Origin of the sequence: Serratia sp. NGAS9 (assembly GCF_009905295.1) — a bacterium.
GTDB lineage: Bacteria > Pseudomonadota > Gammaproteobacteria > Enterobacterales > Enterobacteriaceae > Serratia > Serratia bockelmannii.
Map to the genome: position 1 here is coordinate 3,911,139 of NZ_CP047605.1, position 18,815 is coordinate 3,929,953.

Consider the following 18,815-nt stretch of genomic DNA (forward strand, 5'->3'; position numbering starts at 1 on the left):
GGCTCAGTGCATTCATTCGATGAGGTAAATTTTTTGCCTAAGGAGAGCCACTATGCCAGCCCAGCGCATGCGTTCCGTCATTCCTCCCTACATGCTGCGCCGCATTATTGAACACGGTAACGCCCCGCAGCGCGACTGCGCGCTGCACACCCTGAACCACGTGCAAAGCCTGCTCGGCAACAAGCCGCTGCGTTCACCGACCGAGAAAAACGCCCGAGCCGGCGAAGCGCTCCGCGATATCTACGACGCCCAGAACGGCACCCAACTGCCCGGCAAACAGGTGCGCAAGGAGGGGCAGCCCAGCAACCACGACGTGGCGGTGGACGAGGCCTACGACTATCTCGGCGTCACCTACGATTTCTTCTGGCAGGCCTACCGGCGCAATTCGCTGGATAATAAAGGGCTGCCGCTGGTCGGCAGCGTGCACTACGGCAAGGAGTACCAGAACGCTTTCTGGAACGGCCAGCAGATGGTGTTCGGCGACGGCGACGGCGAGATCTTCAACCGTTTCACCATCGCCATCGACGTGGTCGGCCACGAGCTGGCGCACGGCGTGACCGAGAGCGAAGCCGGGCTGATCTACTACCAGCAGTCCGGGGCGCTCAATGAGTCGCTGTCCGACGTATTCGGTTCGTTGGTCAAGCAATACCACCTGCAGCAAACCGCCGATAAAGCCGACTGGCTGATCGGCGCCGGGCTGCTCGCCAAGGGCATCAAAGGCAAAGGGCTGCGCTCGATGTCAGCGCCCGGTACCGCCTACGACGACCCGCTGCTGGGCAAAGACCCGCAGCCCGCCAGCATGAAGGATTACATCCAGACCAAGGAAGACAACGGCGGCGTGCACCTCAACTCCGGCATTCCCAACCGCGCGTTCTACCTGGCGGCAACCGCGCTGGGCGGCTTCGCCTGGGAAAAAGCCGGCTACGTCTGGTATGACACGGTGTGCGACAAAGCGCTGCCGCAAAACGCCGACTTCGCCACCTTCGCCCGCACCACGGTGAAACACGCGCAGGCGCGTTTCGATCAGAGCGTGGCGGACAAGGTGCAGCAGGCCTGGCATCAGGTGGGGGTGGAGTAATGAAACCGCTGCCGACGCTCAATCAGGATACGGTCATTGAGCTGGCGCGCGAGGGAGGCTTCGCCTACATTCCCAAACTGGCGGGCCAGCGCCGCATTGCGCTGGCCGATATCACGCCGGAGCAACGGCAGCGCCTGAATCAGTTGCTGAATCAGACGCTGCCGTACGCCCAGGAAGAGGGCCAACCCAACTCCCCCGGCTGCGGCGACCAGCGCTACTACCGCGTACAGATCAACTACACCAGCCCCACCCTGAGCACCGAGATCGTGCTGTTAATCCCGGAAAGCAGCGCGCCGCAGGCGCTGGTGGACTTGTGGAAAACCGGCCAGGTGGATGAGTGAGGGCTTACAGCGGCTGATAGCTGAAATTCACCCGTTTTTTGGAGATCAGCCCGTGCCCGTTCTGGCACAGGTAATCCACCGCCCCGCAGGCTTTCAATTCTTGCAGCGGCTGCCCGCACTCCGGGCAGCTCGCCAGCTGCCGATAATCGCAGAGGCAGGCTTCACAATGGTAATGACCCGCTACCCACTTCATGGTCTGACGGCAGTGCGGACAGTGCGCTTCCATAACGACTCCAGATTAAATCGCACCCCATGAGCGCAAGAAATAGATGCCCAACGCGGTGGTGAAGAACGAACCGACGGTGGTGATGGCGATAATGTTGGCCGCCAGCGTGGCGTTGCCGCCCATGGCGCGCGTCATCACATAACTGCCCGAAGCGGTCGGCGTGGCGGAAAACAGGAAGATAATGCCCAGCGCCGCCCCCTGAAACCCGCACAGCCAGCCGGCCAGCGTCATCAGGAACGGCACCAGAAACAGCTTGGCCGCCGACGACAGCGCCGCCACGTTGGACGAGCGGAACATGGCGCGAAAATCCAGGCTGGCGCCGGTGCACAGCAGCGCCAACGGCAGCGACAGCGCGGAGATATAGCTGCCGGTCTGGCGGATCACGGTCGGGATGCCCAGCCCGGTTTGCGCATACAGCAGCCCGCACACCAGGCCGATGATCAGCGGGTTGGTAACGATGCTGCGCAGCAGCGACAGGTGGCTGATTTTCTTGCCCTGCCCACCCTGTAGGCTGCGCGTGAGGGTGATAACCGACAGTATGTTGAACAGGATCACCGTCACCGTCAGGTACAGCGAGGCGAGCGCAATCCCTTCGCTGCCATAGGCGGTCATGGCGTAGGCCAGGCCGACGATGGCGGTATTGGCGCGGAAACCGCCCTGCACGAACACCCCGCGCTCACGCGGTTCTTTCACCAGCCACTTGGCCGCCAGCTCCAAGAGCAGGAAGGTCGCCAGCGTGCCGACCGCGCCGAACAGCACCAGCGGCAGGTTGCCGAGCAGCTGCGGGTGGTTGGTGGCGATGCTGAAAAACAGCAGGCATGGCAGCGCCAGATTGAACACCAGGCGGGTCGCGCCGTCGACAAAGCGGTCATCCATCAGGCGCCAATGGCGTAGCAGGATCCCCAGCAGCATCATCAGCAGATTCGGCACGGTGACGTTGAACGCAAAACTCCAGGTTTCCCAGGACATGGTGTTCCTTCAGGCAGGCGAGGTAATCTTCAGATAATAAAACGATTTCGGGCCAATAAAAAAGGGGCGCGGCATCACTGCCGCGCCCCTCATGGGCAATTACTTGCTCTTTTTCAGGTGGCTCATCAGGCGCTTGCGCTTACGCATCTGGGTCGGCGTCAGCAGGTTGCGTTTGCCGGCGAACGGGTTGTCACCCTCTTTGAACTGGATGCGGATCGGCGTCCCCATCACGTTCAGCGAGCGGCGGAAGTAGTTCATCAGATAGCGCTTGTACGAATCGGCCAGATCGCTGACCTGGTTGCCGTGGATCACCACGATCGGCGGGTTGTAACCGCCGGCGTGGGCATATTTCAGCTTCACGCGGCGGCCACGCACCAACGGCGGCTGGTGATCGTCAACCGCCATCTGCATGATTTTGGTCAGCATCGAGGTGTTTACGCGACGGGTTGCGCACTCGTAGGCTTCCTGTACCGATTCGAACAGGTTGCCGACACCGCTGCCGTGCAGGGCGGAAATAAAGTGCACGCGCGCGAAGTCGACGAAGCCCAGACGCAGATCGAGCATCTCTTTCACGTGCTCGCGATCTTCTTCGCTCATGCCGTCCCACTTGTTGACCGCAATCACCAGTGAGCGCCCACTGTTGAGGATAAAGCCGAGCAGCGAGAGATCCTGATCGGAGATGCCTTCACGCGCGTCGATCACCAGCAGCACCACGTTGGCGTCTTCAATCGCCTGCAGGGTCTTGATCACCGAGAATTTCTCGACGGTTTCGGTCACCTTGCCGCGTTTACGCACCCCGGCGGTGTCGATCAGCACATATTCGCGTTCGTCGCGCACCATCGGAATGTAGATGCTGTCGCGGGTGGTGCCCGGCATGTCATACACCACCACGCGCTCCTCGCCGAGGATGCGGTTAGTCAGCGTAGACTTACCAACGTTCGGACGACCGACGATCGCCAGCTTGATCGGCAGGTCCTGCGGGTTGAACTCTTCTTCCGGCTCTTCGTCTTCTTCGCCTTCCAGCGTTTCACCGTTTTGCTCGGCCCAGTAAGCGGCATTGGCCTCTTCCTCGGTCAGCTCGACGTCTTCCGGTTTTTCCGGCACGAACGGCACCAGCACGTGTTCAATCAGCTGGGTCACACCGCGGCCGTGAGAAGCGGCGATAGCGAACACTTCACCCAGGCCGAGCGAGTAGAAATCGGCGGTGGCGGTGTCCGGATCCAGGCCGTCGGTCTTGTTGGCCACCAGGAAGGTCGCCTTCTGGCGGCTACGCAGGTGCTGGGCGATGCCCTGATCCGCCGGCATCAGGCCTGCGCGGGCGTCGACCATGAACAGCACGATGTCCGCTTCTTCGATCGCCAGCAGCGACTGACCGGCCATGCGCGTTTCAACGCCGTCTTCGGTGCCGTCGATACCGCCGGTATCGACGATGATGAATTCATTGCCTTCGATTTCAGCACGACCATACTTGCGGTCACGCGTCAGCCCCGGGAAATCCGCCACCAGCGCATCGCGCGTATGGGTTAAACGGTTGAACAAGGTGGATTTACCCACATTCGGGCGCCCGACCAGCGCGACGACAGGTATCATTGTTGAAGCCTCATTACTTAATAATCAATGCGTTACTGCACTGTGGATAGACACCAGCGGTGCAGCTTATAAAATACGAAACGGCCCCTGAACATTCAGGAGCCGTTTTCCCCTTCATCTTTCGCGCCACAGCGGCGTTGTCTGCGCACCTTCGCTTCGGTCACTTAGCTCACTAAGCTCCCGAGGACTCATGCGCTTGCCGCCTGGCTGCAACCCGAAATCTTTCGGGCGCAAGAAGGGTCACGACGAGCGGCGTTAGCGGGTGAAAGCGTAAACTTTCCCACCGCGAGCCTGGATGACCAGCTTGTCGCTGGCCACCATCGGCGCAGACAGGAAGCCGGAGCTGTCCACTTCCTGCTGGGCGACAAAACGGCCATCGGTGGTGTTGATCCAGTGCAGATAGCCTTCGGCGTCACCGGTCACCAGATAACCATTATACATCACCGGTGGCGTCAGGTTGCGGTGCAGCAGATCGCTCTGCGTCCACACAGTCACGCCGCCTTCGGTGCTGAGCGCGACTACGCGATCGTTCTGGTCGATCAGGTAGATGCGGCCCGCGTCGACGATGAAATCATTCACCGAACCCAGCTCGCGTTTCCAGATGATCTGACCGGAACGCAGATCCAGCGCCGTCAGGTTGCCGTTGTAACCCAGCGCGTAGACCACGCCGTCAACGATTACCGGCGTGGTGTCCACGTCGTTCAGGCGATCGATTTCGGTCGCGCCGCTCGGCTGAGAAATACGCTGTTGCCAGATCAGTTGGCCCTGCTGCATCAGCACGGCGCTGACGCGGCCGTTGTCACCGCCGACGATGGCGGCGCCAAAGGCGACGGCCGGCGCGGATTCACCGCGCAGCGACAGCGAAGGCATGTCCAGGTTAACCGTCCACTTCACCGCGCCGTCGGCTTCGTTCAGCGCCTGCAGCATGCCGTTGGAGGTGTGCACCAACACCATGCCGTCGCTGATAACCGGACGTGAAATCGCTTCGCCGGCCACTTTGGTCTGCCAGGCGATGGCGCCGTCGGCGGTGTTCAATGCGTAAACCACCGCTTTTTCGCTGCCGACGTAAACCTTGTCGCCCGCAACCGTCAGGCCGCCCGACAGCAGCGCAGACAGGTTGCTGGAGAAGAAGCCGGTCTTCTCGGAGAGGTTGACCTTCCACTTCTCGTTGCCGCTGTCGGCGTCCATCGCTTTCACGATGCCAAAGCGATCGGCGGCGTAAATGGTGCTGTCCTGATAGGCCGGACGCAGGTGGGAGTAATACTCACCGATGCCGTCGCCCACCGAGGTACTCCACGCCTTGCTCGGCGTGAACTGATTTTCAACTTTCGGCAACGGCGACATGGTAACCACGTCTTCTTCGCTGTTAAACAGCGAGCAACCACTCAGCAAGGCAGCGGAAACCAGTCCGACCAAGAGTGTTTTACGCAATTGCATGGGAATTCCCCTTAGCTGGACAAGTTATTCAATTTCATGCGCAGCAGAACCTGCAGCGCCTGAGAAGCATTGGACTCAATGCCTTTGCTGTAAGCTTCGCGCGCGCCCTTGGCGTCGCCCTTGGCCAGCAATACATCGCCGCGCACATCCTGCATCATCGCCGCCCAGCCTTCGCCTTTCACGCCATCCAGCGTTTTCAGCGCTTCATCCAGCTTTTTCTCCTGCAGCTGGACACGCGCCAGACGCAGGTCGATCATCGCCAACAGGTTGTCGTCTTTGGTCTGGCCCTGCGCCAGCACCAGCTGCTGTTCCGCCTTGGCGAAATCATTCTGTTCGACAAAGTGCTTGGCCAACTGCAGCGCGGCCAGTACGCCGTAGCTGTTGCCGTTAGCCTGGACAAATTTCTCTGCGGCAGCCACGTCATCCGGCTTGCCGGCCGCCAGACGATCGCTGGCTTCCTGATAGGATTGCGATGCCGCCATCATGTTGGAGTTTTCATGGCTCTGCCAGTAACGCCAGCCAACCAGGGCACCAATTCCGAGCACCACGCCCACCGCCAGCGCTTTGCCGTTCTCGACAAAGAACCGACGCAGTGCGTCGACTTGTTCGTTTTCAGTGGTATAGACTTCCACGGTGTCCTTCTCCTTAACCTAACATCAAAGCCAGACGCGCAGCGACTTCGCTTTGCGCCAGCGTTTCTTGTTCACCACTGCGCAGGTCTTTCACCACCACCTGCTGCGCCGCCACTTCGCTCTCACCCAGGATCAGCGCGATGCGCGCGCCCCATTTGTCCGCACGGGTGATCTGTTTCTTGAAGTTGCCGCCGCCGTAATTGGTCATCAGCTTCAGCTGCGGCGCCGCGTCGCGCACCTGTTCAGCCAGCTGCATCGCCGCGCTCTGGGTGCCCGCGCCGGAAGAGATGACGTATACGTCGATAGCCGACGGCGCCTTGAATTCCGGGTTGACCGCCTGCACCAGCAACACCAGACGCTCGAGGCCCATGGCGAAACCGACCGCCGGGGTGGCGCGGCCGCCCAATTGCTCGACCAGGCCGTCGTAACGGCCGCCCGCGCAGACGGTGCCCTGCGCGCCCAGGCTGGTGGTCACCCACTCAAACACGGTGCGGTTGTAGTAATCCAGACCGCGCACCAGGCGCTCGTTAACGGTATATGGGATACCTGCCTGCGCCAAAAGTTCACACAGACCGGCGAAGTGAGCACGGGATTCTTCATCCAGGTACTCGGACAGGCGCGGCGCATCGTTCAACAGCGCCTGCACCTCAGGATTCTTGGAGTCCAGCACGCGCAGCGGGTTGCTGTACATGCGGCGTTTGCAGTCTTCGTCCAGCACCTCGACGTGCTGCTCCAGGAACGCCACCAGCGCGTCGCGGTAGTTGGCGCGCGCCTCCAGCGAACCGATGGAGTTCAGCTCCAGCTTGACGTGCTCGGCGATGCCCAGCGCTTTCCACCAGCGGGCGGTCAGCAGGATCAACTCGGCGTCGATATCCGGGCCTTGCAGGCCGAACACTTCTGCGCCCAGCTGATGGAACTGGCGATAGCGGCCCTTCTGCGGGCGCTCGTAGCGGAACATCGGGCCGATGTACCACAGACGCTGTTCCTGATTGTACAGCAGACCATGTTCGATGCCGGCGCGCACGCAGCCGGCCGTCCCTTCCGGACGCAGCGTCAGGCTTTCGCCGTTGCGGTCTTCGAAGGTATACATCTCTTTTTCCACGACGTCGGTCACTTCGCCGATCGCGCGTTTGAATAACGGGGTCTGCTCTACAATCGGCAACCGGATTTCGCTGTAACCGTAGCCGCCCAGCACCTGCTTGAGGGTGCCTTCAATACGCTGCCATAATGCCGTTTCTTCCGGCAGGTAGTCGTTCATGCCGCGAATGGCTTGAATGTTCTTTGCCACGTGAGTTCTCTGTCCGTTGTCTGTAAAAATGAACCCGATTATAGGGACTTTGCCGCCCGGTATTCAACGCGGATGCGGTTTTCTGCCCTTCAGGCTCATAAACAAGCGGGCCAACTGGCCCGCCGTGTAGCGATAACGCTTATTTTTCCAGCAGGTTGACCGTGATGCGGTTGCTTTCGTCCATCATCGCGGCCTTAGCGCGAATTTTCGCTTCCAGCTGGTCGATCATCTGTTCGTTGTCGAAACGCTCTTTCTGGCGCACGCCGTCTTCATAGAAGCCGCTCTTCTTGTGGCCGCCGGTCACACCCATGGTGGACACCAGCGCTTCGCCCGGGCCATTCACCACGCAACCGATGATCGAGACGTCCATCGGCGTGATGATGTCTTCCAGGCGCTGCTCCAGCGCGTTCACCGTACCAATCACATCGAACTCCTGACGCGAACAGGTCGGGCAGGCGATGAAGTTGATGCCGCGCGCGCGGATGCGCAGCGACTTCAGAATGTCGAAACCGACCTTCACTTCTTCAACCGGATCCGCCGCCAGCGAGATGCGCAGGGTATCGCCGATGCCTTCAGACAGCAGCATGCCCAGGCCGATGGCCGATTTGACCGACCCGCTGCGCGCGCCGCCGGCTTCGGTGATGCCCAGATGCAGCGGCTGATCGATGCGCGACGCCAGCAGACGGTAGGATTGCACCGCCAGGAACACGTCCGACGCCTTGACGCTGACCTTGAACTGGTCGAAGTTGAGACGATCGAGGATGTCCACGTGGCGCATGGCGGATTCCAACAGCGCTTCCGGCGTAGGTTCGCCGTACTTTTCCTGCAGGTCTTTCTCCAGCGAGCCGCCGTTGACGCCGATACGAATCGGGATGTTCTTGTCGCGGGCGCAGTCCACCACCGAGCGAATGCGCGATTCGTTGCCGATGTTGCCCGGGTTGATGCGCAGGCAGTCTACGCCATATTCGGCAACCTGCAGCGCGATGCGATAATCGAAGTGGATATCGGCGACCAGCGGCACGTTGACCTGCTGCTTGATCAGTTTGAACGCCTCGGCGGCGTCCATGGTAGGAACCGAAACGCGGACGATGTCGACGCCCACGCGCTCCAGCGCTTTGATCTGATTAACCGTTGCTTCAACATCGGTGGTACGGGTGTTGGTCATCGACTGCACGGCAATCGGCGCGCCATCACCAATAGGCACCTTGCCGACGTAAATGCGTGTAGATTTTCGACGGTTGATGGGCGCTTGGTTATGCATTACTTACTCTCCATTGCTGCTCTGACATCACGACCAGCCGCGCGATTACTGCGCGGCGACGGTCAGGCGAGCAACACGGTTTGACTTAACGAACCGGCTTAAATCAACCGGTTTACCCTGATACTGGATCTGAACTGCCGCCGGCGCGCCGATGGTCAGTTTATACGGCGCAGTGCCGGTCAGGTTCAGCTTGCCACCTTGCTTCTGGGTGCCGCTGAACAGCGTTTTACCGCTCGCGTCGGTCACCTGCAGCCAGCAGTCGGCGGAGAAATCCATCACCAGCGCGTTCGGATCGGCCGCCGGCGCAGCCACGCCCGCATCGGCGGTCGGCAGCGGCGCTTGTGCCGCCGGCGCGGTTTCCGGCAGGGTTGTCTGGCTTGGCGACACCACGGCAGGCTGCTGCTGGGCCGCGCTCGGCGCCTGGGCGGTCGCCGCAGGCGTCTGAGCCGCTGCGCCGGTATCAGCCGGCGCGGCGCTGTTGTCGGTCAACGGCACGTTGGTGCCGGCGTCGGCATTGCCGTCGGTCAGCGGCACGGACTGCCCTTCGTTATTCTGTGAAAGCTGCGCCGAGGATTGATCGGCCATGGTGGCGATCTCTTCCTGCTGCGCCTTGTGGTTTTGCCACCACCAGGCGCCGGTCAGGCCGATCACCACGAACACGATAAGCCAGGTGAAGCTCATCAGCCAGCCGTCGCGTTTCTTGCGGCGCTTGCCCAGCGAGAAGCTTTGCATCGGCGCCACTTTCGCCATCTTCAACGGCGCCTGCTTGGCCAGCATCGGCAGCAGTTCGTCTTCCGGCAAATGCACCAGCTTGGCGTAGGAACGGATGTAGCCGCGCACGAAGGTGGACGCGAGGTCAGCAGACACGCTGTCTTCCTCGATATCGCGCACGGTGGACATTTTGAGACACAGGCGTTCTGCAACGGTCTGTTGGCTCAGCCCGAGTTGCTCACGGGCCTGACGCAGGCGCTGGCCCGTCGTCATGGATACGGTTTTATCTTGGGAGGCTTCAGTATTCATTAGCTAAGAACTGCTGGTACTGTTTGGATTGTGGAAAACTTCGCGCTAGCTGCTTGCCATAGCGTTGAACGCTATCCTGGCGGCCGGCTGACGCGGCGAAACGAATCTGTAACCATAAGCTGCTGGCGCTGGCCGGCAGAACATGCTGATAAACATCCAATAAAAGTTGCGACTGGGCGCGCTTCCCTTCTCCAAATTGCTTTTCGGCCTCCGCCAACAGCGGAGTGCCTTTGTCCGGATCGACTTTTAGCGCGCGGCTCAACAGCGTGCGCGCCTCATCGTTTTGTCCGGCCTTGAGAAAACAGTAACCTGCGTTTTCCAGGCTGTCGGCGACCTGGCCATAATCGGGCACCAGCGCCGCAGCGCTAAACTGCTGTTGCGCCGGTACATACTGCCCTAAACCGCAAAGAAACGCACCGTAATTATTCAATACGGTGCCATTGCCCGGCGCAAGTTTGAGCGCTTGCCGATAACGCTGTTCGGCCTCGGCGTTTTCACCGTTCCGCTGCGCGTAGAGCGCCATGCCCAACTGCGTGCGGTAATCCTGCGGAGCCGCGTCCAGCGCCTTTTCCAGGTTCTGGCGCGCGGCGTCCATGTCGCCTTGCTGCAGGTACTCCAGGCCCAGTTGCAACCGCGTCTGGCCCGCCTCAGAGACTTGTGCTTCCTTTTCCGGCGCTGAACCGGAACACCCGGCCAACAACCCGGCCGCCAGCCACATACCCCACAGTTTCAGCTTCATGCCCGCATTCATTTCCTTATCGGCCGTCAGCTAACGCCCGCCAGCGACATGCTTGCGCATAACAGGCTGTTAGATAACAAAAAATGGTGCTATAGGATTCAGACCGCCCGTACGTTGATAGGTTCCCCGGCCATTTTCTTCTTCAGGGTACGCTTGGTACGGTCGATCACTTCACCCGCCAGTTGCCCGCAGGCGGCGTCGATATCGTCACCACGGGTTTTACGAACAATAGTCGTAAAGCCGTATTCCATCAACACCTTGGAGAAACGATCCACCCGGCTGTTGGAGCTGCGGCCGTAGGGGGCGCCCGGGAACGGGTTCCATGGGATCAGGTTAATCTTGCACGGCGTGTCTTTCAGCACTTCCGCCAGCTGATGCGCATCGTCGGTGCTGTCGTTGATATGATCCAACATCACGTACTCGACGGTCACGCGGCCCTGGTTGGCGTTGGATTTCTCCAGATAGCGACGCACTGCGGACAGGAAGGTCTCGATGTTGTATTTGCGGTTGATCGGCACGATCTCATCGCGGATGGTGTCGTTCGGCGCGTGCAGCGAGATCGCCAGCGCCACGTCGATCATGTCGCCCAGCTTGTCCAGCGCTGGCACTACGCCAGAAGTAGACAGGGTCACGCGGCGTTTGGACAGGCCAAAGCCGAAGTCGTCCAGCATGATTTCCATCGCCGGCACCACGTTGTTCAGGTTGAGCAGCGGCTCGCCCATGCCCATCATCACCACGTTGGTGATCGGACGTTGGCCGGTCACCTTCAGCGCACCGATGATTTTCGCCGCGCGCCACACCTGGCCAATGATTTCCGACACGCGCAGGTTGCGGTTGAAGCCCTGCTGCGCCGTCGAACAGAATTTGCACTCCAGCGCGCAGCCTACCTGCGAGGAGACGCACAGCGTCGCGCGGTCGGCTTCCGGGATGTACACGGTTTCGACCTGCTGGTCGCCGACTTTAATCGCCCACTTGATGGTGCCGTCGGCCGAACGCTGTTCTTCCGCCACTTCCGGCGCGCGGATTTCCGCCACGCGCTGCAGCTTGCCGCGCAGGACTTTGTTGATGTCGGTCATCTGCTCGAAATCGTCGCAGCAGTAGTGGTAAATCCACTTCATCACCTGATCGGCGCGGAACGGCTTCTCGCCCATTTCGGCGAAGAACTCGCGCATTTGCTGGCGGTTCAGATCCAGCAGGTTGATTTTGGCCGCAGCCGGTTGCTCCACGTTAACGGAGGGGGTAGTCAGCGAATTATTTTCAGACACGGTGTGCTCGGACGTGATGGGTTCTAACATAATGATCTCTGGCCTCGTTATTACACGTTATGGCGCTAAAGAATGGACAGTAAGTTGTGCATTTCAGCCCGCATGATTCGGGTGGCGGCACTAAAAACACGCCCCTGACAAGTCGTCTTATCAGGGGCGCGGCATTGTACAAATTTTAGTAGCGGGTGGCTACGGCTGAAAGGCATTCAGGGCATTTTTATTGTTTCAGCCGGTGAATGCCTGGCTATCAGCTCAGAAATGCACGATTAACGTGCGCAGATTTCGCTTTCGTTGAAGAAGTAAGCGATTTCGCGCTGTGCGGATTCAACGGAGTCGGAACCGTGAACGGCGTTAGCGGTGAAGCTGTCCGCGTAGTCGGCGCGCAGGGTGCCGGCCAGTGCGTTGTCCGGGTTGGTTGCGCCCATGATGTCGCGGTTGCGCTGCACGGCGTTTTCAGATTCCAGAACCTGCACCATGATCGGGCCGGAGGTCATGAACTCAACCAGACCGTCGAAGAATGGGCGGCCTTTGTGCTCAGCGTAGAAGCCTTCAGCTTGTTCGCGAGTCAGACGCAGCATTTTAGCGGCGATGATTTTGAAACCGGCGCGCTCGAAACGCGCGTAGATAGCGCCGATGTCGTTGTTGGCTACTGCGTTTGGTTTAACGATGGAAAAGGTACGTTCTACGGTCATGATGGCCTCTGTATGACTTCCAAAACAGGCCGGTCTGCAATGTTGCCGGCCTTCTCAAGTGGCGCAGATTATATGTGCGCCGTTAACGCTTGCCTACGGGAAAATCAACATTTCATTAAAAAAATATGATCTTCATGGGGCATTTTCGACCACGCGGCGGCGCTACTGGGTCTTGTCGGTAGACGGGATCAAATTGCGCAGCCAGCTGCCCCAGCGGCGCTGGTAAAACGGCTGCGTATGGGCGATCAGATAGTGGCTGATGCCGCGCTCGTTCTCCGACACCAGGCAGAAATCCACCGGTTCGTCGTTCGGCGCCGTTTCGCTGGCGACGCTGCCGGCCTCGTTGATCAACGCCTCGATCTCCGCCGGCTCGGCGTCCACTTCCAGCCCGACCAGCAGATTCGGCTTCTCGTCCGCCGCCTGGTCGTGCATCAGCGCCAGAAACGCGCGGCGCACCGGTTTGCGCTGGCTGAACAGCGTGGTCAACGCATCCACCATCGCCGACGGATATTCCTCGGGCTGCCCCAGCAGGATCTGGGTCTCTTTATCGACGTAATGCTCCACCGGTTTGACGACGCCGCCGGTCGCCAGCAGCATCGCCACCTCTTCCGGATAGAACTCTTTGCCGTACTCCGCCTTCGGGTTGAGGAACAGATCCGCGCCCTGGGTGATTTCGAACAGCACCCGCGCCGGCATGGCGATGAACGGCTGTTCGTCCTCAACGGCCTTCTGCAGTGCTTCCAGCGAGGTGAAGAACGGAATGATGCTGCCGCCGTCCTGCTTTTCCCAATGCTGGATATTGACCGGCGTATCCGCGTTCAGCGTGATGTCGCCGTCCTGCTGCACCTGTTCGCTGTCGCCGAGGATCAGCACCGTGGCCTCGAGCAGTTCACGGAAGAACGCCGGGCGGTGGGCCGGCTCCGTCACCGCCAGCTTCAGCAGGCGTTCAAGTTCGTTCTCGCTCGGGGCGGCATCGTGATGATGGGAACTCATGGCAAACTCCAGGATCAAATAGCGAGGCCCAGCATGCTGGGCCCCGAAGATAATGCGCATTCTAGCGCCCGACGCGGCGGGCGTTCAATTATTTGGCTTTGCTCAGCAGCAGGTTGGCCAGGGTACGCACGCCCAAACCGGTCGCGCCGGCCGACCACTGATCCACCGCGCCTTTGCGGTAGGTGGCGGAGCAGTCGATGTGCAGCCAGCCCTGTTGGTAATTCTTGACGAAGTGCGACAGGAAGGCCGCCGCGGTGCTGGCGCCGGCGGTGTAGGCCGGGCCGGCTACGTTGTTCAGCTCGGCGAAGTTGGACGGCAGCTGGCTACGGTGGAACTCGGCCAGCGGCAGACGCCAGAACGGCTCTTGCTCGGCGGCGGCGCTGCTCAACAATTCCTGCGCCAGCGCATCGTCGAAGCTGAACAGGGCGTGGTAGTCGTTGCCCACTGCGGTTTTGGCCGCGCCGGTCAGGGTGGCGCAGTCGATAATCAGCTGCGGATTCTGCTCAGAAGCGTCGATCAGGCCGTCGGCCAGCACCAGGCGCCCTTCCGCATCGGTGTTCATCACCTCAACGGTTTTGCCGTTGCGGTAGCGAATGATGTCACCCAGTTTGAAGGCGTTGCCGCTGACCATGTTGTCGGCGCAGCACAGGTACAGCTTCACGCGCTGCTTCAGGCCGCGCGCCGCCGCCAGCGCCAGGGCGCCGGTGATGGTGGCCGCACCGCCCATGTCAGCCTTCATCGAATCCATAAAGGCGCTCTGTTTCAGGCTATAACCGCCGGTATCGAAGGTGATGCCCTTGCCGACCAGGCAAGCGAACACCGGCGCGTCCGGGTTACCGGTCGGGTTGAAGTCCAGCGCCAGCAGCACCGGCGGGCGTTCGGAACCGCGGCCGACGGTGTGGATGCCAGCATAGTTCTGCTCGCGCAGATCTTCGCCCTTGGTGATACGGTAGCTGACGGCATCGCAGCCGACGTCGCACATCAAATCGACAGCGCGGGTCGCCAGTTGCTCCGGCCCCAGCTCTTCCGCCGGCATGTTGATGGTGTCACGCACCCAGTCAACGATCTTCAGGCGCTTATCCAGCTCCTGACGCGCGGCTTCCGGCAGTTCAGCCCATTCGACGTTGCGCTGCCCTTTCGGCCCGCGATAGCCTTGCCAGAACGCCCAGCTGTTTTCCAAATCCCAACCGTCGCCGGCCAGCTTGACGTTTTTGATGCCCTGGCCATCAATTTTGCGGCCCGCGCGCTGGATCGCGCCCAGCTTGTCGGCCCCGGTCAGGTGGATGGTCATCCCTTCGCCGTTGGTGCTCAGCAGCGCTTTCTCGCCCCAGCGGGCGTCGGCAGGTTGTTGCGACAGCGTGACCTGCATGAATTCTGTTGTCATAGCCTTCTTACTCCGGATTATTCTTTTATTAATCTTGTCGGATACAAAATAAACGGGCCGCCCATGGCAGCCCGTTACGCTATTTACTCCGCTTCATCTAACCAGACCAGCAGGATCGCTTCCAGTATTTTTTCGTTGGAAGCCTGCGGATCGTCGTCGAACTCTTCGAGATCGCAGATCCACTGATGCATGTCGGTAAAACGCACGGTTTTCGGATCGGTGTCCGGGTATTGGTCGTACAGGGCTTCGCCGATTTCACGGCTGTCGGTCCACTTCAGTCCCATTATGATCTCCGGGTTGACGCTGCGGCTAACAATTAATGCTCACGCGCGTGGTTGACGGTGTAGCGCGGCATTTCGACCACCAGATCTTCGTCGGCGACCAGCGCCTGGCAGCTCAGACGGCTTTCCGGCTCCAGCCCCCAGGCTTTGTCCAGCATGTCGTCTTCCAGCTCGCTGCTCTCTTCCAGCGAATCGAAGCCTTCGCGCACGATGCAGTGGCAGGTGGTGCAGGCGCAGGATTTCTCGCAGGCGTGCTCGATTTCAATGCCGTTGCGCAGCGCAACGTTGAGGATCGACTCCCCTTTTTCGGCTTCCAGAACCGCCCCTTCCGGGCAAAGGTCTTGATGGGGCAGGAAAACAATTTTAGGCATGGTTAAACCTCATCCACAGAATGGCCAGCCAGCGCGCGGCGAATGGAGGCGTCCATGCGGCGCGCGGCAAAATCTTGCGTTTGTGCATCTAATGTTTTGATGGCGTCTTCGATAGCGGCGGGATCTTCACCCTGCGCCGCCTGCTGCAACGCCTGGGTCGCGGCGGCGATCGCCTGGCTTTCCGCCTCGCTCAGCAGCGCGGCGTCGGTGGCCAGCGCACCCTGCAGGCTTTCCAGCACCCGCGCGGCTTCCACGCGTTGCTCCGCCAGCTTGCGCGCGCCCACGTCGCTTTGCGCGTTGGCCATCGAATCCTTGATCATGCCGGCGATTTCGCTGTCCGACAGACCGTATGACGGCTTGACCTGGATCGAGGCTTCAACGCCGGTGGATTTCTCCATCGCGGTGACGCTCAGCAGACCATCGGCATCCACCTGGAAGGTGACGCGAATGTGCGCGCCACCGGCAGGCAGCGGCGGCAGGCCGCGCAGCGTGAAGCGCGCCAGCGAACGGCAATCCTGCACCAGCTCGCGCTCGCCCTGCAGCACGTGGATCATCATCGCGCTCTGGCCATCTTTAAAGGTGGTGAACTCCTGCGCGCGCGCCACCGGAATGGTGGTGTTGCGCGGGATCACTTTCTCCACCAGACCGCCCATGGTTTCCAGGCCCAGCGACAGCGGGATCACGTCCAGCAGCAGCATGTCGCTGTCCGGCTTGTTGCCCACCAGGATGTCGGCCTGGATCGCGGCGCCGATGGCGACCACTTTATCCGGATCGATCGACGTCAGCGGCGTGCGGCCGAAGAAGGCCCCCACCTGCTCACGCACCAGCGGCACGCGGGTGGAACCGCCGACCATCACCGCTTCCAGCACCTCGTCGGCGGCGACGCCGGCATCTTTCAGCGCGCGGCGGCAGGCCATCAACGTACGTTTCACCAGCGGAGCGATCAGCGCTTCGAACTGGGCGCGGGTCACCTCGCCCTGCCAGCCGGCTACCTCAACGCACACGCTGTCGGCATCGCTCAACGCGATTTTGGCGGCGATGGCGGCGTCCAGCAGTTGGCGCTGCACACCGTGATCGCTGCGATCGGCCACGCCGGCCTGCTCGCGCAGCCAGTCGGCCAGCAGGTGATCGAAATCGTCGCCGCCCAGCGCGGAATCGCCGCCGGTGGCCAGCACTTCGAACACGCCGCGGCTGAGGCGCAGAATGGAGATATCAAAGGTGCCACCGCCCAGATCGTAAACCGCGATCACCCCTTCCTGGCCGGAATCCAGCCCGTAGGCGATCGCCGCCGCGGTCGGTTCATTCAGCAGGCGCAGGACGTGCAGGCCGGCCAGACGCGCCGCGTCTTTGGTGCCCTGGCGCTGCGCGTCGTCGAAGTAAGCGGGAACGGTAATCACCACGCCATCCAGCTCGCCTTCCAGCGCCGCTTGCGCGCGCGCGGACAGAGCCCGCAGGATATCGGCGGAGACGCCAACCGGGTTAACCGGGCCGGCGGCGGTGACGATCAGCGGCAGGCCGTTGTCGCTGGCCTGAAATTGATACGGCAGGTTCGGGTAACGTTGCTGCACGTCCGCCAACGAACGGCCCATCATGCGTTTGATGGAGCTGACGGTATTGGCCGGATCCTGCGCCGCCTGTTGGCGCGCATCCCAGCCGACGCGCTGCGCGTCCGCCTGATAATGCACCACCGAAGGCAGCAAATGGCGTCCCTGATCGTCGGCCAGCGTTTCCGCTTGCCCACTGCGCACCGTGGCGACCAGCGAGTTGGTGGTGCCTAAGTCGATGCCGGCGGCCAGGCGTCGCTGGTGCGGCGCGGCGCTGAGGCCAGGCTCACTAATTTGTAATAAGGCCATGTTGAAGCTTCCACAATCAGAATCAGAAGGTGTTACTCAAAACCCAGCAGTTTTTCTTCGAGTTGTTCAACCTGTTGCTGGAGTTTGTCCAAAAAGCGCAGCTTGCGCACGGTGTCGGCGGCATCCGCCCACTGTTCACTGTCCAACTGCTGCAGCATCAGCGCGCTGCGCTGCTTGATGGAGGTGGCCAGCCGCGCGCCGAAATCGGCCAGCAGGCTTTCCGCCTCCGGCTTGCGCTCAATGGCGTCGAGCTCTTCGCGCAGCTCCAGCTGTTCCATCAGAAAGGCGGTGTCGCGCATCGTATGCTGTTCGTTGCCCAGATCGAAGCCGTGCAAAGATAGCATATACTCCGCGCGTTTTAACGGGTGCTTCAGCGCCTGGTAGGCTTCGTTGATGGTCGCCGCCTGCTGCAACGCCATCAGGCGTTCGCGCTCCGGCTGGTTGGCGAAACGATCGGGGTGAAATTGGCGCTGCAGATCCTGGAAGCGGGACGCAAGCAGGCTGCCGTCCACGGTGTAGCGAACGGGCAGCCCGAATAAAGTAAAGTAATCCATAGCGTGCTCTGGGCGTTAGCGGATGAAGTTCCCCCGCCGAAACGGGGGAGCACGATGGACTGTCAGACGTTGAAACTCTCGCCGCAGCCGCACTCGCTTGAGACGTTCGGGTTGTTGAACTTGAAGCCTTCGTTCAGGCCTTCCTTAACGAAATCAAGCTCGGTGCCGTCAAGGTAGACCAGGCTCTTGCCGTCGATGATCACCTTGATGCCTTTGTCTTCAAACACGATGTCGTCATCGTTGGCTTCGTCAACAAATTCCAGCACATAGGCCATCCCGGAGCAGCCGGAAGTTCGCACTCCCAGACGCAGGCCGAGACCCTTGCCGCGGTTCGTCAAAAACGCCTGAACACGCTGCGCAGCGCTGTCGCTCATGGTAATAGACATCACAACCTCACACTTCACATCAAAGCCCGGCGCGGCCGGGCCGATTCAGACAAATTACTTGGCGCTATGCTTGCTCTTATAGTCGGCAATCGCTGCTTTGATGGCGTCTTCAGCCAGGATCGAGCAGTGAATTTTGACCGGCGGCAATTCCAGCTCTTCGGCGATCTGGGTGTTTTTGATCGCTTCAGCCTGATCGAGCGACTTGCCTTTCATCCATTCGGTCACCAGCGAGCTGGAGGCGATGGCGGAACCGCAGCCGTAAGTTTTAAAGCGCGCGTCTTCGATGATGCCTTCATCGTTAACCTTGATTTGCAGCTTCATCACGTCGCCGCAAGCCGGTGCCCCTACCATGCCGCTGCCGACGGTAGGATCTTCGTTGTCGAAAGAACCCACGTTACGCGGGTTTTCATAATGATCGATTACTTTTTCGCTGTAAGCCATGACCTTGCTCCTGA

At 60.7% G+C, this 18,815-nt stretch carries 21 protein-coding genes; 2 read left to right on the top strand and 19 right to left on the bottom strand.

The window, feature by feature from the left end; all coding sequences use genetic code 11:
- Positions 1 to 52: 52 nt before the first annotated feature.
- Both GUC32_RS18640 and GUC32_RS18645 read left to right on the top strand, forming a co-directional pair.
- The gene (locus GUC32_RS18640; protein WP_043138069.1) at positions 53 to 1,078 is read left to right on the top strand and encodes a M4 family metallopeptidase; all 1,026 of its coding nucleotides are present in this window, start codon (positions 53 to 55) and stop codon (positions 1,076 to 1,078) included.
- On the top strand, positions 1,078 to 1,419 hold the full coding sequence (locus tag GUC32_RS18645; RefSeq protein ID WP_016929750.1) for a protealysin inhibitor emfourin: 342 nt from the start codon (positions 1,078 to 1,080) through the stop codon (positions 1,417 to 1,419). Before GUC32_RS18640 ends, GUC32_RS18645 begins: the two co-directional genes overlap by 1 nt.
- A 4-nt stretch (positions 1,420 to 1,423) precedes the next feature.
- Here the strand turns inward: GUC32_RS18645 and GUC32_RS18650 are convergent, their stop codons facing one another.
- The 19 genes from GUC32_RS18650 to iscU form a co-directional block, all read right to left on the bottom strand.
- Positions 1,424 to 1,645, bottom strand: a complete 222-nt coding sequence (locus GUC32_RS18650; RefSeq protein ID WP_025303905.1) for a zinc ribbon domain-containing protein — start codon at positions 1,643 to 1,645, stop codon at positions 1,424 to 1,426.
- A gap of 12 nt (positions 1,646 to 1,657) precedes the next feature.
- Positions 1,658 to 2,614 carry an AEC family transporter gene (locus GUC32_RS18655; protein WP_025303906.1) on the bottom strand — a complete coding sequence of 319 codons (957 nt, stop codon included), beginning with the start codon at positions 2,612 to 2,614 and terminating at the stop codon, positions 1,658 to 1,660.
- A 99-nt stretch (positions 2,615 to 2,713) separates the two neighbouring features.
- Positions 2,714 to 4,204, bottom strand: a complete 1,491-nt coding sequence (gene der / locus GUC32_RS18660) for a ribosome biogenesis GTPase Der (RefSeq protein ID WP_019452357.1) — start codon at positions 4,202 to 4,204, stop codon at positions 2,714 to 2,716.
- A 255-nt stretch (positions 4,205 to 4,459) separates the two neighbouring features.
- Positions 4,460 to 5,641 (bottom strand): outer membrane protein assembly factor BamB, encoded by a 1,182-nt coding sequence (gene bamB, locus GUC32_RS18665; RefSeq protein WP_127146619.1) that lies wholly within the window; start codon positions 5,639 to 5,641, stop codon positions 4,460 to 4,462.
- An 11-nt stretch (positions 5,642 to 5,652) separates the two neighbouring features.
- Complete coding sequence (locus tag GUC32_RS18670) at positions 5,653 to 6,273, bottom strand: YfgM family protein (protein ID WP_025303908.1); 621 nt, start codon at positions 6,271 to 6,273, stop codon at positions 5,653 to 5,655.
- Between the two features lie 13 nt (positions 6,274 to 6,286).
- Positions 6,287 to 7,561 (bottom strand): histidine--tRNA ligase, encoded by a 1,275-nt coding sequence (gene hisS / locus GUC32_RS18675; RefSeq protein ID WP_025303909.1) that lies wholly within the window; start codon positions 7,559 to 7,561, stop codon positions 6,287 to 6,289.
- A 139-nt stretch (positions 7,562 to 7,700) separates the two neighbouring features.
- A complete protein-coding gene (gene ispG / locus GUC32_RS18680; RefSeq protein ID WP_016929756.1) occupies positions 7,701 to 8,822 on the bottom strand; it encodes a flavodoxin-dependent (E)-4-hydroxy-3-methylbut-2-enyl-diphosphate synthase in 1,122 nt (373 codons plus the stop codon).
- Between the two features lie 45 nt (positions 8,823 to 8,867).
- Positions 8,868 to 9,842, bottom strand: a complete 975-nt coding sequence (rodZ, locus tag GUC32_RS18685; protein WP_049204899.1) for a cytoskeleton protein RodZ — start codon at positions 9,840 to 9,842, stop codon at positions 8,868 to 8,870.
- Positions 9,832 to 10,581 (bottom strand): type IV pilus biogenesis/stability protein PilW, encoded by a 750-nt coding sequence (pilW, locus tag GUC32_RS18690; protein ID WP_049204938.1) that lies wholly within the window; start codon positions 10,579 to 10,581, stop codon positions 9,832 to 9,834. Before pilW ends, rodZ begins: the two co-directional genes overlap by 11 nt.
- Before the next feature lie 98 nt (positions 10,582 to 10,679).
- Complete coding sequence (locus GUC32_RS18695) at positions 10,680 to 11,876, bottom strand: bifunctional tRNA (adenosine(37)-C2)-methyltransferase TrmG/ribosomal RNA large subunit methyltransferase RlmN (protein WP_004941426.1); 1,197 nt, start codon at positions 11,874 to 11,876, stop codon at positions 10,680 to 10,682.
- Between the two features lie 236 nt (positions 11,877 to 12,112).
- Complete coding sequence (ndk, locus tag GUC32_RS18700; protein ID WP_004941424.1) at positions 12,113 to 12,538, bottom strand: nucleoside-diphosphate kinase; 426 nt, start codon at positions 12,536 to 12,538, stop codon at positions 12,113 to 12,115.
- Positions 12,539 to 12,700: 162 nt separating this feature from the next.
- Positions 12,701 to 13,531, bottom strand: a complete 831-nt coding sequence (gene sseB, locus GUC32_RS18705) for an enhanced serine sensitivity protein SseB (RefSeq protein ID WP_346421435.1) — start codon at positions 13,529 to 13,531, stop codon at positions 12,701 to 12,703.
- 88 nt (positions 13,532 to 13,619) lie between these two features.
- A complete protein-coding gene (gene pepB, locus GUC32_RS18710; RefSeq protein ID WP_025303913.1) occupies positions 13,620 to 14,915 on the bottom strand; it encodes an aminopeptidase PepB in 1,296 nt (431 codons plus the stop codon).
- A gap of 83 nt (positions 14,916 to 14,998) precedes the next feature.
- Positions 14,999 to 15,199 (bottom strand): Fe-S cluster assembly protein IscX, encoded by a 201-nt coding sequence (gene iscX, locus GUC32_RS18715; protein ID WP_006327336.1) that lies wholly within the window; start codon positions 15,197 to 15,199, stop codon positions 14,999 to 15,001.
- 32 nt (positions 15,200 to 15,231) lie between these two features.
- Positions 15,232 to 15,567 (bottom strand): ISC system 2Fe-2S type ferredoxin, encoded by a 336-nt coding sequence (fdx, locus tag GUC32_RS18720; protein ID WP_004941417.1) that lies wholly within the window; start codon positions 15,565 to 15,567, stop codon positions 15,232 to 15,234.
- Positions 15,568 to 15,569: 2 nt separating this feature from the next.
- Positions 15,570 to 17,420, bottom strand: a complete 1,851-nt coding sequence (gene hscA, locus GUC32_RS18725; protein WP_025303914.1) for a Fe-S protein assembly chaperone HscA — start codon at positions 17,418 to 17,420, stop codon at positions 15,570 to 15,572.
- A 32-nt stretch (positions 17,421 to 17,452) separates the two neighbouring features.
- Entirely contained in the window at positions 17,453 to 17,974 is a 522-nt protein-coding gene (gene hscB, locus GUC32_RS18730) for a co-chaperone HscB (RefSeq protein WP_043138098.1), read from the bottom strand.
- 62 nt (positions 17,975 to 18,036) lie between these two features.
- The gene (gene iscA, locus GUC32_RS18735; RefSeq protein WP_004941410.1) at positions 18,037 to 18,360 is read right to left on the bottom strand and encodes an iron-sulfur cluster assembly protein IscA; all 324 of its coding nucleotides are present in this window, start codon (positions 18,358 to 18,360) and stop codon (positions 18,037 to 18,039) included.
- A gap of 54 nt (positions 18,361 to 18,414) precedes the next feature.
- Entirely contained in the window at positions 18,415 to 18,801 is a 387-nt protein-coding gene (iscU, locus tag GUC32_RS18740; RefSeq protein ID WP_004941408.1) for a Fe-S cluster assembly scaffold IscU, read from the bottom strand.
- Positions 18,802 to 18,815: the final 14 nt, after the last annotated feature.

Excerpts from the sequence above, each read along its gene's own strand:
- fdx (WP_004941417.1), bottom strand. The coding sequence starts at position 15,567 with ATGCCTAAAATTGTTTTCCTGCCCCATCAAGACCTTTGCCCGGAAGGG.
- bamB (WP_127146619.1), bottom strand. The coding sequence starts at position 5,641 with ATGCAATTGCGTAAAACACTCTTGGTCGGACTGGTTTCCGCTGCCTTG.
- hscA (WP_025303914.1), bottom strand. The coding sequence starts at position 17,420 with ATGGCCTTATTACAAATTAGTGAGCCTGGCCTCAGCGCCGCGCCGCAC.
- GUC32_RS18640 (WP_043138069.1), top strand. The coding sequence starts at position 53 with ATGCCAGCCCAGCGCATGCGTTCCGTCATTCCTCCCTACATGCTGCGC.
- iscU (WP_004941408.1), bottom strand. The coding sequence starts at position 18,801 with ATGGCTTACAGCGAAAAAGTAATCGATCATTATGAAAACCCGCGTAAC.
- iscX (WP_006327336.1), bottom strand. The coding sequence starts at position 15,199 with ATGGGACTGAAGTGGACCGACAGCCGTGAAATCGGCGAAGCCCTGTAC.
- GUC32_RS18695 (WP_004941426.1), bottom strand. The coding sequence starts at position 11,876 with ATGTTAGAACCCATCACGTCCGAGCACACCGTGTCTGAAAATAATTCG.
- pepB (WP_025303913.1), bottom strand. The coding sequence starts at position 14,915 with ATGACAACAGAATTCATGCAGGTCACGCTGTCGCAACAACCTGCCGAC.
- GUC32_RS18645 (WP_016929750.1), top strand. The coding sequence starts at position 1,078 with ATGAAACCGCTGCCGACGCTCAATCAGGATACGGTCATTGAGCTGGCG.
- ndk (WP_004941424.1), bottom strand. The coding sequence starts at position 12,538 with ATGACCGTAGAACGTACCTTTTCCATCGTTAAACCAAACGCAGTAGCC.
- ispG (WP_016929756.1), bottom strand. The coding sequence starts at position 8,822 with ATGCATAACCAAGCGCCCATCAACCGTCGAAAATCTACACGCATTTAC.
- pilW (WP_049204938.1), bottom strand. The coding sequence starts at position 10,581 with ATGAAGCTGAAACTGTGGGGTATGTGGCTGGCGGCCGGGTTGTTGGCC.
- iscA (WP_004941410.1), bottom strand. The coding sequence starts at position 18,360 with ATGTCTATTACCATGAGCGACAGCGCTGCGCAGCGTGTTCAGGCGTTT.
- GUC32_RS18655 (WP_025303906.1), bottom strand. The coding sequence starts at position 2,614 with ATGTCCTGGGAAACCTGGAGTTTTGCGTTCAACGTCACCGTGCCGAAT.
- GUC32_RS18650 (WP_025303905.1), bottom strand. The coding sequence starts at position 1,645 with ATGGAAGCGCACTGTCCGCACTGCCGTCAGACCATGAAGTGGGTAGCG.
- sseB (WP_346421435.1), bottom strand. The coding sequence starts at position 13,531 with ATGAGTTCCCATCATCACGATGCCGCCCCGAGCGAGAACGAACTTGAA.
- hscB (WP_043138098.1), bottom strand. The coding sequence starts at position 17,974 with ATGGATTACTTTACTTTATTCGGGCTGCCCGTTCGCTACACCGTGGAC.
- rodZ (WP_049204899.1), bottom strand. The coding sequence starts at position 9,842 with ATGAATACTGAAGCCTCCCAAGATAAAACCGTATCCATGACGACGGGC.
- der (WP_019452357.1), bottom strand. The coding sequence starts at position 4,204 with ATGATACCTGTCGTCGCGCTGGTCGGGCGCCCGAATGTGGGTAAATCC.